Below are 16,441 nucleotides of genomic sequence, written 5' to 3' on the forward strand. Positions count from 1 at the left end.
CCTCAAGGCTTCGGTGGGCATCGATCCGATCGATCGGCAGCCCAGCTCGGGCGGCCACCCGAGCTGGGCCATTCCTCACGGAACGAGGCCATTCTAGTCCGGTGCGCTAAAACAAGGGTGGGCAAAGCGAAGCGTGCCCACCATGTCTATCGACGACGCTGAGAGAGATGGTGGGCACGGCGCTGCGCGCCTTTGCCCACCTACGAGACCTTCATCATCGCCCGAGTTGCGCCTTGTGCCGCAACCAAGGGCTGTGCAGACGCGCAGTCGGTTGCTATGAAGTCCCCGGGAATTGAGATGGGGACTGCATGTTTGGAATGGTGGGCCGCACACTCATTTGTGCGGCAGCAGGCTTCGGTGTTTTGGCGCTGACTGCCTTGTTCGAAATATCCTGCGCCCGCGCGGAAATGCCCTTGACCTCCAAGTGCAACGCGGTCGGAAATTTCAGCGTCGATGACAGGATCGCAGGCTGCACGGCCATCATCCAGGCGGCGGGGACGGGCATGCAGCAAGGTGTCGTCATGGCGCGCTTCCGCCGCGCCATGTTCTACCGCCAGAAGGGCGAGATCGACCTTGCGCTAGCGGACTACAACGAGATCATTGAGCGCGATCCGGGCAATCTGAACTCCCGCATCGCGAGGGCTTCTGCGCTGATCCAAAAGCGAGAGCCCGAGGCTGCGCTGCTTGATTACGCCAAGGTAATCGAGCTCGATCCGAAGATTACCTACGCCTATATCGGACGTGCTCACGTCTATTCGGCGAGACGCGACTTCGTCCGTGCCATTGCCGATTATGATCAGGCCCTTCTGATTCATCCGGACAATGTCATAGCGCATGTCGAACGGGGTCTCTCTTACGTCCGGAACGGCGATCCGGATCGGGCCATGGCTGACTGCGATCGTGCGGTCGAGATCAGCCCGCAAACCGGCGGCGGCCAATTGTGCCGCGGTCGAGTTTACTCCGCAAAGGGTAACAGAGAGCTCGCGTTGGCCGCACTGGATCAAACCATCCAGATCAAACCCAAAAGCGAGAATTTTTACTACTTCCGAGCCGAAACCTTTTCCCAGCTGGGTGAACTCGACCGCGCGATCGTCGACTATGATCGGATCATCGAGCTAAACCCACAAAGCCGGTCTGCCTATGGTTGCCGAGGCGTCGCCTATTTTCAAAAGGGCGATTACGATCGCGCCATTGCCGATTACAATCAGGTGATCCAGCTGGCACGTCAGGGTCAAGGAAACACCGGCGATCGGCAGACTCAGCTTCAAGGTCAGGACGCAGATCCTATTTCTGCGTCCGTCGCGGGTGAATCGATTGCGCTCGCGTCCGCGGATGGCCCCGTGCTCCGCGCTCGGGGCGGGGCCTACCACGCGAAAGGGGAGCTTGACCGCGCTATCGCAGACTTTGATGAGGCGATACGCCTCAACCCCAGGGACAAGGAGGCATTCGGGCTCCGCGCTAACGCGTACAAGGCCAAGGGAGATTTCGACCGTTCGCTCGCGGATTACGATCAACTCGTGCGGCTCGATCCCAGGGATGCCCGCGCCTATTTTCATCGTGCAAGGGTCTATTGGCAGATTGCTTCATTCGCCAAATCCTTGGCCGACCTCGATCAGGCGATCCAGCTCGATCCCAGGAATGCCTACCCGGTTTTGTGGCGCGAAATTGTTGCCAGGCGCAGTGACCAGCCGAGCCGGCTGAGCGAGGCTGCAAAGGATCTCGACGCGGCGAAATGGCCAGCGCCGGTCGTCAATCTCTTCCTTGGCACGACGACGTCCGAGCAAGTGCGCGCCGCGGCGGAGGACGCCAACCCGGTGAAGAAGAAGGGGCAGGTCTGCGAGGCGAATTTCTATATTGCCGAGCGCGCCTTGCAGAGCGGCTCCAGGGAAGAGGCTTTGAAACTGTTCGAGCAGGCGGCTGCCGATTGCCCGAGGACCTTTATCGAGAAGCCGGCCGCCGACGTCGAGCTTGCCGCGCTGCGAGCGAGCCGCTGATCGAATGGGCGGGGTCTCGCAGAGTGGGCAAAGCGGAAGCGTACCCACCTGTCGATCAACGGAGCTGCGATGGATTGGTGGGCACGGGGCTTTTGCGTCTTTGCCCACCCTGGGAGCGTAGCCCGGATGCGCGAAGCGCAATCCGGGACAGTGTCCCGCATTCCGCTGCGCTACATGCGGGCTACGAGACCTGAGCGTTTACACCGCCTCCAGCTGCTCCGCTACGCGCTTCTTCTTCGCCTTCGCCTGGCCGAGCAGGGGACCCGCCGTGAGTGCGGCCGTATCGGCCACGCCCGGGTCGCGCGAGATCATGGCCGCGACGATGGCGCCGTCGATGATGAGTCCGAGCTGGTGCGCCAGCACCGCGGGCTCGGCGGAGCCGAGCTCGGCGGCGAGCTTCTCGATGTGGCCGAGCACGATCTTCTTGTGCTTCAGCGCGATGTTGCGGAACTGCTTGGCGTCCTTGTCATGCTCGCCGACGGCGTTGATGAAGGGACAGCCGTAGAAGCGCTCTTCGGCGAACCAGCTCTTCAGCGCGGGGAAGATGCGCGTGAGTTTCGCCTGCGCATCGCCGCCGCCTTGCTCCATGGCGCCGATGAACCATTCGCGCCACTGCTTGCCTTCGCTCTCCAGCACGGCGTTGACGAGATTGGTCTTGGAGCCGAACAACTTATAGAGCGTCGTCTTCGCGGTGCCGGCCTCTTCGATGATCGCATCGATGCCGGTGGCGTTGATGCCGTTCTTGCAGAACAGATGCGTCGCGGCGCTCAAGAGGCGACCGCGCGCGGATTCGTCGTCGCCGGCACCGGCATGCGGTGAGCTTGAATTCTTCTTCGGTGACGTCTTTGCCATGAGCTGCTTTGCCATGAGCTGCAACTTAATCGCAGCTGCATCACATCAGCAAGCCGCATCTGTTCCGCGCCGAAAAGATTCGCATCCGCTCACGCATCTGCTCCGCCCTTGAGCAGGGGAGATCTGATCAATCCGCAGGCAGCAAGCCTTAAGCGGCTCCAATGCTTCGCATTTCGTTTTTGGCTCCGTCTGGCACGCTCCATGCAAGCAAACAGACCGTTCGGTATCCTACCGGTTTCCACTTCTGCCAGGGAGAAGATTGATGACTGCCGTCGTTCAAAAGACCGTGCTGACGGGTTGCCTCGCGCCCATCGACAAGAACGGGCTCGAGCAACTGATTGCCAATGGCAAGGCGAACCCGAAGGTCATCAAGACGTTGAAGTGCAAGACCATCGCGGAAGGCAAATTCCGCCACGCCAACTACATCCGCAACCTGCCGCCCTACATCGTCGACGAGCCGCCGGGCCTCTTGGGCGACGACACCGCGCCCAATCCGTCGGAAGCCTCGCTGGCCGCGCTCGGCTCGTGCCTTGCGGTCGGCCTGCATGCCAACGCCGTGCATCGCGGCTGGATCGTCAACAAGCTCGAGCTCGAACTCGAAGGCGATCTCAACATCACCGCGGTCTGGGGTACCGGCGATATGTCGGACAAGCCGGTCGGATTCACCGACGTCCGCGTCAAGGTCGACATGGAATGCGAGGGCATCTCGCCCGACGAGATCAACGCGCTGGTCGCCCATGTGAAGAAATGGTCGCCGGTCGCGAACACCTTCACCCGGCCGGTCAATCTCGAGGTCGGCATCTAGCAGACGGCAATCAGGACAGGGTGCGGGAGACGATCATGGGTTCACTGGCTTTATCGCGGGCCGAATTTCTGGATCAGCCCGCACCGTCCATTGCGGGCGAGGTGGCGCGGATCGCGCGCGAAGAGCTCGCGCAGCTTGCCCTCGGCATCGACGACGGCTCGGTCTATCCGGCCGAGGTGCTGCGCAAGTTCGGTGCGGCAGGGGCGTGGGGCAGTCACGTGCCCCACGAAGGGCCTGCCGATCTGCGCTGTGCGATCCAGGCGATGTCGGCGATCGGCGAGGTCTGCGGGGCGACGGCGTTCATGGCCTGGTGCCAGAACACGCTGGTCTGGTACGCGGCGAATTCCACCAATATCAAGCTCGCAAAACGCTTCGGCGATGCCTTCTCGACCGGCCGCGTGCTCGGCGGCACCGGGCTCTCCAATCCCATGAAGAGCTTCTTCGGCATCGAGAAACTGAAGCTGAAGGGGCGCAGGGTCGAGGGCGGCTACAACGTGCGCGGCGCGCTGCCCTGGGTCTCCAATCTCGGCCCCGACCATTACTTCGGCACCATTTTCGAGCGTGAGGATGAGCCGGGCACTGTCATGTTCCTGGCCGACTGCGCGGACCCAGCGATCACGCTGACGCCATGCAAGCCGTTCCTCGCCATGGACGGCACCGGCACCTACGGCGTGCAGTTTCGCGACGTCTTCGTGCCGGACGAGTTGATCCTCGCCGATCCCGCCGCGCCCTTCGTCAAGAAGATCCGCGCCGGTTTCATCCTGCTCCAGGCCGGCATGGCGCTCGGTCTGATCAAGGATTGCATCAACATCATGGACGAGGTCGACAATCCCCTCGGCCATATCAACCGCTACCTGCCGCAGCAGCCGGTGCATTTCCGCGAGCTCGCCGCCGAGCTCGAGTCCGAGACCATGGCGCTGGCGCGCGATCCCTACAACGAGGAGGAGACCTATTGGCGCAAGGTGATTGCGCTGCGGCTTCGTGCAGGCGAGGCCAGCGTCGCGGCGGCGCATGCGGCGATGCTGCATTGTGGCGCGCGCGGCTATCTTAGGAGCCACCGCGCGCAGCGGCGCCTGCGCGAGGCCTATTTCGTCGCGATCGTCACGCCTGCCACCAAGCAGCTGCGCAAGATGCTCGCCGAGTCCTGAGTTTCACGAGTCCACCCCGGAAGACCACCCAACCTCAACGGAGAGGCTGCCAATGACGGACGTTCTGATCTCTGCCAGCGAACTTGCCGATCTCTTGAAGCTAGAGCCGTGTGTCGTGATCGACACCCGCAATCCCGATGCCTACGGCGCCGGGCACCTGCCGGGTGCCGTGAACGTGCACGAGATCTTCACCTTTCTCGCGACCTCGACGCCCGAGGGCATCACCGAACTCAAAACGAAATTCGCCGATGCGTTCGGTGCGGCTGGGCTGTCCGGTAACGAGACGGCGGTGATCTATGAGCAGTCGATGAACTCGGGCTTCGGCCAGTCATGCCGCGGCTATTACCTGCTCACTATGCTCGGCTATCCCAAGGTGAAGGTGCTGCACGGCGGCTTCGATGCGTGGTCGGCCGCACGCTTTCCGGTGACGAAGGACGTGCCGACGCCGGCAAAAGCCACGTTTGCGATCGTCCCCGAAGCCGGCGATATCCTGATCGATGCCAAGACCATGCTCGCCGCCGTCGGCAAGCCCGGCATCGCCATCCTCGACGTGCGCGACGTCGACGAGTGGATCGGTGACAGCTCCTCGCCGTACGGCAAGGACTTCTGCCCGCGCAAGGGCCGCATCCCCGGCGCGGTGTGGCTGGAATGGTACCGCATGATGAAGCCGACCGCCGAAGGCCCGCGCTTCAAGTCCAGGGACGAGATTCTGGCCGAATGTGCCACCGTCGGCATCTCGCAAGCGACGCCGGTCTACCTCTACTGCTTCAAGGGCGCGCGCGCCTCGAACACGTTCCTAGCGCTGAAGAACGCCGGCGTGAAGGACGTGCGGATGTATTTCGGCTCCTGGAACGAATGGTCGCGCGATCCCTCGCTGCCGATCGAGCAGGGTCTGCCGATCGCAACTGATGTGACGACGAAGGCGGCGTGAGCGCGCGCGATCACATGGCCCGCGGACGAGGCGCGATTCCCAGCGCCTTGATCCGCGAGGCGAGCGTTGTCGGCTTGATGTCGAGCATCTCGGCAGCGCCGCCGGGGCCGAACACTTTTCCAGCGCAGGCCTCGAGCGCAGCCAGGATGTTGGCGCGCTCGTGCTCGCGCATTTCGGATGACGTCATGATCGCAGGCCGCGCGTCGGCTTTCTGGCGGGCGGCACCGCTCGGCGCTTGTGCGCCTGAACTATCCGGCAGATCGATGCGCAGGCGGCCGTTCTGCGACAGGATCGCGGCGCGCTCGATCACGTTCTGCAATTCGCGCACGTTGCCGGGCCAATCGTAACGGGTCAGCCGCCGCGCATCGCCCTCGGAGAGGCGCAAGTTCGATTTCAGAGCCTTGCTCTCGCGCGTCAAGAAATGCTGGGCGAGCAGCGGAATGTCCTCGCGCCGTTCGCGCAGGGGCACCGTCTCGATCGGAAACACGTTGAGGCGGAAATAGAGGTCCTCGCGGAAACGGCCGCGCTGGACCTCCTGCTTGAGGTCGCGGTTGGTCGCGGCGATGACACGAACGTCGACGGCGCGGGTGCGCGCCTCGCCGACACGCTCGAAATGGCCTTCCTGCAACACGCGCAGCAGCTTGCCTTGCAGTTCGAGCGGAATCTCGCCGACCTCGTCGAGGAACAGCGTGCCGCCATCGGCGAGCTCGAAGCGGCCGATACGGTCGCGGGTTGCGCCGGTGAAGGCGCCGCGGACATGACCGAAGAACTCGCTCTCGAACAACTCGCGCGGGATGGCGGCGCAGTTGACGCGGATCAGCGGCCGGTCGCTGCGGGTGGAGTCCTCGTGGATGGCGCGCGCGATCAGCTCCTTGCCGGTGCCGGATTCGCCGGTGATCATCACCGCCGCTGTCGTCGGCGCCACCAGCTTCACCTGGCGCAGCGTCTTCTGGATCGCCTCACTTTGACCGATGATCCCGCGCGGATTGGTCTCGATGCGGATTTCTTCCTGGAGGTAGGCGTTCTCCAGCTCCAGCCGCTCGCGTAGACGGTCGACTTCGGCGAGCGCGGCGTGCAGCTTCTCGTCGGCTTCGCGGCGCTGGCTGACGTCGCGAAACACCACGACGGCGCCGACCACGACGCCGCGGTCGCGGATCGGGGTGGAGGTGTATTCGACCCAGGCGGGCGAGCCGTCCTTACGCCAGAAAACCTCGCCGTCGACCTGGTGCACGGCGCCGTCGCGGAACGCCGCATAGATCGGGCAATCATGGTTGTGATAGTGCCGGCCGTCGTGATGGGTGTGGTGAACGATCGGGTGGATCTCCTTGCCGACCAGCTCTTCGGCGGTCCAACCCAGCATGCGTTCGGCTGCGGGATTGACGAAGGTGGTCTTGCCTTCCGCGTTCACGCCATAGATGCCTTCGCCGGCGGCGCGCAGGATCAGCTGGTTCTCGCGCTCGATGTCCTGGAATACGCGCTCGACCCGCTGCCAGGTCGCAATGCCGCCGCGCATGTGGTCTTCGGCGGCCGCATCGACATTGCGGCGGCGGCGCGCTTGGAGATCGGTCAGCGTCAGCAGCAGCAGCGTACGGCCGTCATGCGGCAGCAGGCAGCCGGCATATTCGAGCTGGAGATTTTGCCCCGTCGCATGCCGGGGGGTGAGAGCCGTGGTCCAATAGGCGCCCTTGTGCAGCACGGCCTGGGTGAAGACGGTGAGGGCGCGGAGCTCGCCGGCGTGGAGCGTGCTGGCCCTGGTCTGCCGCAACAGCGCGCGGTCGTAGCCGAGCAGGGCGCAGGCGGCGGGATTGGCGTCGACGATCTGGTCGCCATAGGGATCGACCAGCAGTGTCGCCTCGACGGAGGATTCGAATGCCGCGATGCGCGGGTCGTTGGCGGCGGCCACATCATCGTGGATGGGCATTGGCGTCGTTGCCATTGCGAAATCTCGTAATTGAACTACGAAATATCGTTTATCACGACTTTTCGTAGTGGCCAAGCGTGACTGAAAGTGGTGCCTTATCAAGGCAATGGCTGGGCTGGAGGCCGTGGCATGCTCCTTGCGTAATTGTTCTTCGCAATGACGCGCAGGAGGGCCGATGTCCACGTTCGACAATCCGTTTGATCCCGATCGCAAGCTTGGAGCCGGCTGCGCCTGTGGCCAGCATCGTTCTGCGGAAGAGCACGAGCAGGCGACGGCGCTGCGTTGCGATCCGTTCGAGAGCGAAGAGAAGCGCTACGAGGGCGTGGTCGCTTCCGCGGTAATGCGCGCGATGTTTCCGCAGGATGTGGCGCGACGCGCGTTCCTGAAGTCGGTCGGTGCATCCACCGCGCTCGCTGCATTGTCGCAATTCTTTCCGATCAAGACGGCGACCGAGGTTTTCGCGCAAGCCGGCACGCCCGAGAAAAAGGATCTCAAGGTCGGCTTCATCCCGATCACCTGCGCGACACCCATCATCATGGCGGCGCCGCTGGGTTTCTATTCCAAGCACGGCCTCAATGTCGAAGTGGTCAAGACCGCCGGCTGGGCGGTGATCCGCGACAAGACCATCAACAAGGAATACGACGCCGCGCACATGCTGGCGCCGATGCCGATCGCGATCTCGCTTGGCCTCGGTGCCAATGCCATTCCGTTCGCCGTGCCCGCGATCGAGAACATCAACGGGCAGGGCATCGTGCTGGCGACCAAGCACAAGGATAAGCGCGATCCGAAGGACTGGAAGGGCCTGAAGTTCGCGATCCCCTTCGACTATTCCATGCACAACTACCTGCTGCGCTATTATCTCGCGGAAGCCGGCCTCGACCCTGACACCGACGTGCAACTGCGCTCGGTGCCGCCGCCGGAGATGGTCGCCAACCTCCGCGCCGACAACATCGACGGCTTCCTCGCGCCCGACAATGTCTGCCAGCGCGCAATCTATGACGGCGTCGGCTTCATGCACCTGCTCTCCAAGGAGATCTGGGACGGCCATCCCTGCTGCAGCTTCGCCGCCAGCCGCGAGTTCATCACCACGGCGCCGAACAGCTTTGCCGCGCTGACGCGCGCCATCGTCGATGCCACCGTCTATGCCTCGAAGGCGGAGAACCGCAAGCAGATCGCCGAAGCCATCGCGCCGGCCAACTACATCAACGCGCCGGTCACGGTGCTGGAGCAGGTCCTGACCGGCACCTATGCCGATGGCCTCGGCGGCGTGAAGACCGACGCCAAGCGCGTCGACTTCGATCCGTTCCCCTGGCAGTCCTTCGCGGTGTGGATGCTGACGCAGATGAAGCGCTGGGGCCAGATCAAGGGCGATGTCGACTACAAGGCGGTCGCCGAGCAGGTGTATCTGGCGACCGATACCAAGAAGCTGATGACGGAGATGGGGCTCACGCCGCCGGCCAGCAGCTACAAGTCGTTCGCGGTGATGGGCAAGACGTTCGATCCGACGAAGCCGGAGGACTATTTGGCGAGCTTCAAGATCAGGAAGGCGTCGTGAGGTGAGGCGATGACCACCTCACTTCGCCTTCGCGCGGGCCTCGTCTCCATTGTGCTGCTCGCCGCTTTTCTCGGCATCTGGCATCTCGCCACGCGCTCTACGGCGCCGGTGGCGACGATGAGCCCGGAATACGCCAAGCTGATGGGGCTCACGGCGACGCAGGGCAAATCGGCGATGCCCGGGCCGCTCGACGTGGGCGCAAAACTCTGGGAGCATCTGAAGCGGCCGTTCTACGACAACGGGCCGAACGACAAGGGGCTCGGCATCCAGCTTGCCTATTCCATTGGGCGCGTCGGCACCGGCTATCTGCTGGCGGTGATCGTCGCAATCCCGCTCGGCTTCCTCATCGGCATGTCGCCGCTGCTCAGCAAGGCGCTCGATCCCTTCATCCAGGTCTTGAAGCCGATCTCGCCGCTGGCCTGGATGCCGCTGGCGCTCTACACCATCAAGGATTCCTCGATCTCGGCGGTCTTCGTCATCTTCATCTGCTCGATCTGGCCGATGCTGCTCAACACGGTGTTCGGCGTTGCCAGCGTGCGCAAGGAGTGGGTCAACGTGGCACGGACGCTCGAGGTCGGCACGATCAGGCGCGCTTTCACCGTGATCCTTCCCGCGGCGGCGCCGACGATCCTGACCGGCATGCGCATTTCTATCGGCATCGCCTGGCTCGTCATCGTCGCGGCCGAGATGCTCGTCGGCGGCACCGGCATCGGCTATTTCGTCTGGAACGAGTGGAATAACCTCTCGATCACCAACGTCATCATCGCGATCCTGCTGATCGGGATCGTCGGCATGCTGCTGGACCAGATCCTCGCGCGCTTCACGCGCATGGTCACGTTTCCGGAGTAAAGGTTGTGACCGACAAATTCATCTCCATCGAAGGCATCGCAAAGCGCTATCCCGGCGCGGGTGCCGCGATGACGACAGTGTTCGAGAACTTGTGGCTGTCGATGGCGCGCGGCGAGTTTTGTTGCGTGATCGGCCATTCCGGCTGCGGCAAGACCACGGTGCTCAACATCCTCGCCGGCCTCGATGCGCCGAGCGAAGGCGCCGTCATCGTCGACGGGCAGGCAATCTCGGGCACCAGCCTCGACCGCGCGGTGATCTTCCAGAGCCATGCCCTTCTGCCCTGGCGCACCGTGCTCGGCAACGTCGCCTATGCCGTGAGCTCGAAATGGCGCAGCTGGGATCGCGCCAAGGTGAAAGCACATGCGCAGACCTTCATCGATCTCGTCGGGCTCACCGGCTCCGAGCACAAGCATCCGTCGGAGCTCTCGGGCGGAATGAAGCAGCGCGTCGGCATCGCGCGGGCGCTGTCGATCACGCCGAAGATGATGCTGATGGACGAGCCGTTCTCGGCGCTGGATGCGCTGACGCGCGGTACGCTGCAGGACGAGGTGCGGCGCATTTGCCTCGAGACCGGGCAGACCGCGTTCATGATCACCCATGACGTCGACGAGGCGATCTACCTCGCCGACAAGATTTTCCTGATGACCAACGGTCCCGGCGCGGTGCTGGCAGAGGTCGTCGAGAACCCGCTGCCCAGGGATCGCGGCCGCACCGACCTGCACCGCCATCCGCTCTACTATGCCTTGCGCAACCACATCATCGATTTCCTGGTGACGCGCAGCAAGACCTTCGCCGCCGAGACGCCGGATCACGATCCACGCAACGTGCCGATGGTGCACATCGGCAAGCCCGGGCTTTCGATCGCATCCGATGCCAGACCGGAGCCGTCACGGGAGACGTCATGGCCGGGCTTGTCGCGGCCATCCACGTCGTCCTGAGTTGCGGCCAAGAACGTGGATGCCCGGGACAAGCCCGGGCATGACGCATAAACCAAGGAGACCCTGACATGAAACGCGAAGACCTCACCGAGAAGCTGCTCGACATCAAGCGCGAGAAGGGCTGGAGTTGGAAGTACATCTGCGAGAAGATCGGCGGCTATTCCGAGGTGCTGATCGTCGGCGCGATCATGGGCCAGATGAAGCTGACAAAGCCGCAGGCGGCGAACGCCGGCGAACTGTTCGGCCTCTCCAAGGCCGAGACCGCCATGCTCAATGAGGTGCCGATGCGCGGCACCGGCACGCCGATGCCGCCGACCGATCCCCTGATCTACCGCTTCTATGAGATGGTGATGGTGAACGGTCCGGCCTGGAAAGCGCTGATCGAGGAAGAATTCGGCGACGGCATCATGTCGGCGATCGATTTCGACATGGCGCTCGAACGTGTCGCCAATCCCAAGGGCGACCGCGTCAAGATCACGATGAGCGGCAAGTTCCTGCCGTACAAATATTACGGCGCCAGCGGCAACGTGCCGGAGTACGGCTTCAAGGAGGACTGATCGACGCGAAAGCGTCGCGCAGCTCCTTGATAGGTGCCATCTCGCGAACATAGGTGAAGGAGCCGTTCTCCTTCATCTCGCGTCCGCTCTTCAGGAACGCGGCCAGCGCATAGCGTGACATGGCTCCGCCGACGCTGATGCGCTTGACGCCGGCTGCCGACAATTGCGCGAGCGTCAGCGTCGGGTCGGCAAAACCCATCACGTGGTTGAACGGCTTGCCGAGCGAGGAGACGAACGTCCGGATCGTGGCGAGATCGTAAAGGCCGGGCGCATACAGGACATCGGCGCCTGCGGCCTCGAAGGCCTGCAGGCGGCGGATCGTGTCGTCGATGTCCCTGCGGCCATGCAGGAAGTTGTCGGCCCGCGCCGTCAGCGTGAACGGAATTGGCAGCGCGCGCGCCACTTCCACGGCGGCCTGGACGCGCTCGACGGCATGGGAAAAGTCGTAGATCGGGCGATCGCGGTCGCCGCTGAAATCCTCGATCGAGCCCCCGACCGCGCCGGCCTCGGCGGCACGCCGTATCGCTTCGGCCGCGCGCTTCGGCTCGTCCGCGCCGCAATTCTCGAGGTCCACGCTGACCGGCAAGTCGGTGGCTTCGACGATCGCGCGCGCGTTGGCGAGGATGACGTCGAGACTGACGCCGCCGCTGCCGAGCGTGTTGGCCACCCCGAGGCTCGTGGTCGCCAAGGCCTCGAAGCCCATCGCCGCGAGCAGCTTGGCCGTACCGGCATCCCATGGATTGGGAATGATGAAGGCCCCCGGTCGCGCATGCAGCGCGCGAAATGCGGTCGCCTTGTCCAATTGGCTCGTCATGGTTCACCTCCGTGCTGTCGGTCTGGACAGCCTTAGGCGCATTCTCGTCATCCGCCAAATTTGTTATTCTTTCCAGCATCATCAGCTTTTTGCATGAGGTTGGGATGGACAGCGACGCCCTCAACACCTTTCTGACCATTCATCGCAGGGGCGGGATCTCGAATGCCGCAAAATTCCTGCATCGCTCGCAGCCGGCGATTTCGCGCCGAATCGCTCTCTTGGAGCAGGAGCTCGGCGTGCCGCTGTTCGAGCGGGTGGCAGGCCGCACCCGGCTCAGCGATGCCGGGCGCGTGCTGATCCCCTATGCCGAACGCGCGGTTGCCGCCGCGCAGGACGCCGAGCAGGCGGTACGCGCATTGACCAAGCAGAATTCGGGGCCGGTTTCGCTGGCCGTGACCGGCACGCTTGCCGACGGCCGCCTCTCGACCATCATGAAGCGGTTTGTCAGGGAGAACCCGGCCGTCACACTGAGCTTGCGGACGGCGACCAGCGCCGAGGTCAGCGGTCTCATCCGGCGCGGCGAAGCCACGATCGGCCTGCGCTACAACACCGACCGCTCCGGCGACCTCGACTGCGAGTTGGTGCTGCGTGAGGCGCTGCAGGTGGTCTGTGCGCCCGATCATCCTCTGGCCGGGCGCCGCGTGAAACACCTCGCCGAGCTTCGCGGCGAACGCTGGATCGCATTCCCGGAGGCTCGCGGGCGTCGCGAGGTCGCCGCGGCGCACGTGTTCGCGCTGTTTCTCACGCAAGGGCTCGGCGACGTGGAATGGACGGCCGTGGACAGCCTGACCGCGCAGAAGCGGCTGGTGGAGTCGGGCTTTGGTCTTGCACTATTGGCGCGAAGCCATTTGGCGGAGGAACTGCGTGCCGCCTCGATCGCGACGATTGCCGTGGGCGACCTTGCCGCCGACCAGGACATCGTCCTTGTCACACGCCGCGGCGGCTTTCTGAGCGCTGCCGCAGAGCGCCTGCTCGAAACCATCCGCCGCACCTATGGCGGGCTGGATGTCTCGGCCAGGCCCAGAAAGAAATCGCCGGCGCGCAAGGACATTGCGCGCCGGCGTGTCGGCTGAATCGATTATTTCCCCGCCTTCACCTCGGCGGCCGCCACCGCGAGCAGCTCGTTCATCTTGGCGCGAATCGTCTGCTCGGTGACGGCGACGTTCTTGGCGGCGAAATCGGCCGTGATCTTGCGCAGGACGTCGGCATCGCCGGCCTCCTCGAAATCGGCCGCGACCACCTCCTTGGCATAGGCGGTGGCGGCGTCACCGGTGATGCCGAGCTCTTCGGCTGCCCACAGGCCGAGCAGCCGGTTGCGGCGGGCCTCCGCCTTGAATTTCTGCTCCTCGTCCAGGGCGAACTTCTTCTCGAAACCTTCCTGGCGTTTGTCGAACTCGCTCATGCCTTTTCCAATTCCCTACTGACTGGACCCGGCGGCCCTCGTTGCGGCGACCCGGCTGCATGCCTAGATAGAGAGCAAGAATCGGCAAAACAACGAGCCGTTAAGCCGCAGGCAAGACGGTATAAGTTGGTGCCGGACGGCCGGATCGATTGTGCTGGGACAGCCAATCGGATAGGTTGCCTAAAGGTTTGGTTCCCGTTCTGTTTCCAAAGGTTATGAATGGGTTCCCGGCCGTTCACGGCAGCTCCGCTGTGGGTCGTAATCCTCGTCAACCGGAGCACACCAAATTCATGGATTTCAACAAAACACGGTACATCCCCATGAGCCGTCGGCGTCGCATTTATGAAGGCAAGGCAAAGGTTCTCTACGAAGGCCCGGAGCCCGGTACCCTGATCCAGCACTTCAAGGACGACGCCACCGCGTTCAATGCCAAAAAGCATCAGGTGATCGAGGGCAAGGGTGTCCTCAACAACCGGATCTCGGAGTACCTGTTTCAGCACCTCAATGACATCGGGGTGCCGACCCATTTCATCCGCCGTCTCAATATGCGCGAGCAGTTGATTCGCGAGGTCGAGATCGTGCCGCTGGAGGTGGTGGTGCGGAACGTTGCCGCCGGCTCGCTGTCGCAGCGCCTCGGCATCGAGGAGGGCACGCAGCTGCCGCGCTCGATCATCGAATTCTACTACAAGAACGACCAGCTCAACGACCCCATGGTGTCGGAAGAGCACATCACTGCCTTCGGCTGGGCGACACCGCAGGAAATCGACGACATCATGGCGCTCGCCATCCGCGTCAACGATTTCCTCACCGGCCTCTTCCTCGGCATCGGCATCCGCCTCGTCGACTTCAAGATGGAGTGCGGGCGCCTGTTCGAGAACGAGATGATGCGGATCATCGTTGCCGACGAGATCTCGCCGGATAGCTGCCGTCTGTGGGACATCAAGTCGAACGAGAAGCTCGACAAGGACCGTTTCCGCAGGGATCTCGGCGGCCTGCTCGAGGCCTATACCGAAGTTGCAAAACGTCTCGGCATCCTCATGGAGAACGAGCGTCCGGCGGGCTCCGGCCCGGTGCTGGTGAAGAGCTGAGAGAGGATTTGACGTGAAGGCACGTGTTACCGTTACCCTGAAGACGGGCATCCTCGATCCACAGGGCAAGGCCATCGAAGGCGCGCTGAAGTCGCTCGGCGTCGACGGCGTCGCCAGCGTTCGCCAGGGCAAGGTGTTCGACATCGAGCTCGCCGGCGCCGACAAGGCCAAGGCGGAGGCGGCGCTGAAGGAAGCGGCCGACAAGCTGCTGGCGAATACCGTGATCGAGAATTATCGGGTCGAACTGATCGGCTAAAGCGCGATGAGATTTGGATGAATCGTCATCGCGCTTTAGCTTGTTGTTTACGCATGATCTTTCCGGAAAACCGCTTCGCACTTTTCCGGATCATGCTTTAGGCCCGACTTGGTCGTAGCCCGGATTGCGCTGCGCTCCATCCGGGGTACGAAGTTATTGCCGAGCGTTTTCGCAGCTCACAGCCATCCGGCGCGCCGAAAACGCCAGTAGAGCGCGCCGCACGCCGTCAGCATCACGCCGAGCAGAATGTAATAGCCGTACTCCCATTGCAGCTCCGGCATGTGCTTGAAGTTCATGCCGTAAATGCCGGCGAGTGCGGTCGGGATGGCGGTGATCGCGAGCCAGGAGGCGAGCTTCTTGGACACCGCGGTCTCGTGGGCCTGGCCGACCAGCAGGCTCGCCTCGAAGGCGAAGGCCAGCACCTCGCGCATGGAATCGATGCGCTCCTGGATGTTGCGGACATGGTCGGTGACGTCGCGGAACAGGGGCTGCATCGTCGCGCGCACCATTGACAGCTCATCGTGCTCGAGACGGCGGCAGACCTCCACCAGCGGCCCGATTGCGTTGCGAAGCCGCAACAGGTCACGCCGCAGCATGTAGAGCCGCTCGATCTGCGTCTTGGTGATCGCATGCGTGAGCACGTCGTCCTCGATCTCCTCGATCTCCTCGTGAATGCTTTCCAGCACGGGCGAGTAATTGTCGACGATGAAATCGAGGATGGCGTAGAGGATGTAGTCCTCGCCGCGCGCGAGCGCGCGCGGGCAGCTCTCGCAGCGTTCGCGCACCGGCGCGTAAGAGGTCGAGGCGCCGTGGCGCACCGAGACCAGATAGCCGTCGCCGACGAAGATGTGGGTCTCGCCGAAGGCGATCCGGCCCTCGATCAATTGCGCCGTGCGCGCGACGATGAACAGCGCCTCACCATATTGCTCGATCTTGGGCCGCTGATGGGCGTGGTTGGCGTCCTCGATGGCGAGCTCGTGCAGGTCGAACTGCTTCTGCACCGCGCCGAGCAGCGCCATGTCAGGCTCGTGCAGCCCGATCCAGACCACGTGGCCGGGCTTGGCCCGCCAGCTCGAGGCCTCGCTGATGGCGATGTTGGCGATGCGGCGGCCATCGACATAGGCGCCGGCGGCGACGACGCCCTCGGTGGACACCGGTTCGGAACGGGATGTGGACAGCGACGCGACGTTCATGACTTCAATCCCGGGCAATTCGAGCGGCCAAATCCGACCGGCTATGGCCTGTGTACAAAGGCGTTCCGCAACGCTAGCACTGGTAAAATTCCCGTCAAATGGTTATGTCTCTTCACGAATTGGCCCTTTGGCCAGCCC

At 63.4% G+C, this 16,441-nt stretch carries 16 protein-coding genes; 11 read left to right on the forward strand and 5 right to left on the reverse strand.

Features of this window, described 5'->3' with window-relative positions; translation table 11 throughout:
* The first annotated feature begins 308 nt into the window (after positions 1-308).
* Positions 309-1,994 carry a tetratricopeptide repeat protein gene (locus EAV90_RS29535; protein ID WP_245509652.1) on the forward strand — a complete coding sequence of 562 codons (1,686 nt, stop codon included), beginning with the start codon at positions 309-311 and terminating at the stop codon, positions 1,992-1,994.
* A 198-nt stretch (positions 1,995-2,192) separates the two neighbouring features.
* Here the strand turns inward: EAV90_RS29535 and EAV90_RS29540 are convergent, their stop codons facing one another.
* Entirely contained in the window at positions 2,193-2,846 is a 654-nt protein-coding gene (locus tag EAV90_RS29540; RefSeq protein ID WP_129145480.1) for a TetR/AcrR family transcriptional regulator, read from the reverse strand.
* Positions 2,847-3,108: 262 nt separating this feature from the next.
* On the opposite strand from EAV90_RS29540, the gene EAV90_RS29545 reads away from it, so the two are divergent.
* The 3 genes from EAV90_RS29545 to EAV90_RS29555 are packed head-to-tail and all read left to right on the forward strand — an operon-like array spanning position 3,109 to position 5,730.
* A complete protein-coding gene (locus EAV90_RS29545; RefSeq protein WP_129145481.1) occupies positions 3,109-3,651 on the forward strand; it encodes an OsmC family protein in 543 nt (180 codons plus the stop codon).
* Positions 3,652-3,686: 35 nt separating this feature from the next.
* Entirely contained in the window at positions 3,687-4,799 is a 1,113-nt protein-coding gene (locus EAV90_RS29550) for an acyl-CoA dehydrogenase family protein (RefSeq protein WP_164937155.1), read from the forward strand.
* A 52-nt stretch (positions 4,800-4,851) separates the two neighbouring features.
* Positions 4,852-5,730, forward strand: coding sequence for a sulfurtransferase (locus tag EAV90_RS29555; RefSeq protein ID WP_129145483.1), 879 nt, complete (start codon positions 4,852-4,854; stop codon positions 5,728-5,730).
* Between the two features lie 10 nt (positions 5,731-5,740).
* On the opposite strand, the gene EAV90_RS29560 is transcribed toward EAV90_RS29555, so the two are convergent.
* Positions 5,741-7,666: a sigma 54-interacting transcriptional regulator gene (locus EAV90_RS29560; RefSeq protein ID WP_129145484.1), complete on the reverse strand. Its 1,926-nt coding sequence runs from the start codon at positions 7,664-7,666 to the stop codon at positions 5,741-5,743.
* A gap of 160 nt (positions 7,667-7,826) precedes the next feature.
* On the opposite strand from EAV90_RS29560, the gene EAV90_RS29565 reads away from it, so the two are divergent.
* From EAV90_RS29565 to cynS, 4 genes are all read left to right on the forward strand, one after another.
* Positions 7,827-9,206, forward strand: coding sequence for a CmpA/NrtA family ABC transporter substrate-binding protein (locus EAV90_RS29565; protein ID WP_122402477.1), 1,380 nt, complete (start codon positions 7,827-7,829; stop codon positions 9,204-9,206).
* A gap of 9 nt (positions 9,207-9,215) precedes the next feature.
* Positions 9,216-10,055 (forward strand): nitrate ABC transporter permease, encoded by an 840-nt coding sequence (gene ntrB, locus EAV90_RS29570; RefSeq protein WP_122402478.1) that lies wholly within the window; start codon positions 9,216-9,218, stop codon positions 10,053-10,055.
* 5 nt (positions 10,056-10,060) lie between these two features.
* The gene (locus tag EAV90_RS29575; RefSeq protein ID WP_129145485.1) at positions 10,061-10,993 is read left to right on the forward strand and encodes an ABC transporter ATP-binding protein; all 933 of its coding nucleotides are present in this window, start codon (positions 10,061-10,063) and stop codon (positions 10,991-10,993) included.
* A gap of 68 nt (positions 10,994-11,061) precedes the next feature.
* On the forward strand, positions 11,062-11,550 hold the full coding sequence (gene cynS / locus EAV90_RS29580; protein ID WP_122402480.1) for a cyanase: 489 nt from the start codon (positions 11,062-11,064) through the stop codon (positions 11,548-11,550).
* On the opposite strand, the gene EAV90_RS29585 is transcribed toward cynS, so the two are convergent.
* On the reverse strand, positions 11,537-12,364 hold the full coding sequence (locus EAV90_RS29585; protein ID WP_129145486.1) for an isocitrate lyase/PEP mutase family protein: 828 nt from the start codon (positions 12,362-12,364) through the stop codon (positions 11,537-11,539). The two genes, cynS and EAV90_RS29585, sit on opposite strands and share 14 nt — an antisense overlap.
* A gap of 11 nt (positions 12,365-12,375) precedes the next feature.
* On the opposite strand from EAV90_RS29585, the gene EAV90_RS29590 reads away from it, so the two are divergent.
* Positions 12,376-13,437 carry a LysR family transcriptional regulator gene (locus tag EAV90_RS29590; RefSeq protein WP_245509653.1) on the forward strand — a complete coding sequence of 354 codons (1,062 nt, stop codon included), beginning with the start codon at positions 12,376-12,378 and terminating at the stop codon, positions 13,435-13,437.
* Between the two features lie 5 nt (positions 13,438-13,442).
* On the opposite strand, the gene EAV90_RS29595 is transcribed toward EAV90_RS29590, so the two are convergent.
* Positions 13,443-13,766 (reverse strand): DUF1476 domain-containing protein, encoded by a 324-nt coding sequence (locus EAV90_RS29595; protein WP_129145487.1) that lies wholly within the window; start codon positions 13,764-13,766, stop codon positions 13,443-13,445.
* 320 nt (positions 13,767-14,086) lie between these two features.
* On the opposite strand from EAV90_RS29595, the gene purC reads away from it, so the two are divergent.
* Entirely contained in the window at positions 14,087-14,854 is a 768-nt protein-coding gene (purC, locus tag EAV90_RS29600; protein ID WP_008974302.1) for a phosphoribosylaminoimidazolesuccinocarboxamide synthase, read from the forward strand.
* 13 nt (positions 14,855-14,867) lie between these two features.
* Positions 14,868-15,110, forward strand: a complete 243-nt coding sequence (gene purS / locus EAV90_RS29605; protein ID WP_063682443.1) for a phosphoribosylformylglycinamidine synthase subunit PurS — start codon at positions 14,868-14,870, stop codon at positions 15,108-15,110.
* 176 nt (positions 15,111-15,286) lie between these two features.
* On the opposite strand, the gene EAV90_RS29610 is transcribed toward purS, so the two are convergent.
* Positions 15,287-16,303 (reverse strand): magnesium and cobalt transport protein CorA, encoded by a 1,017-nt coding sequence (locus tag EAV90_RS29610; protein ID WP_122402484.1) that lies wholly within the window; start codon positions 16,301-16,303, stop codon positions 15,287-15,289.
* Positions 16,304-16,441: the final 138 nt, after the last annotated feature.

Origin of the sequence: Bradyrhizobium vignae, from assembly GCF_004114425.1 — a bacterium.
GTDB classification, from domain to species: Bacteria; Pseudomonadota; Alphaproteobacteria; order Rhizobiales; family Xanthobacteraceae; genus Bradyrhizobium; species Bradyrhizobium vignae.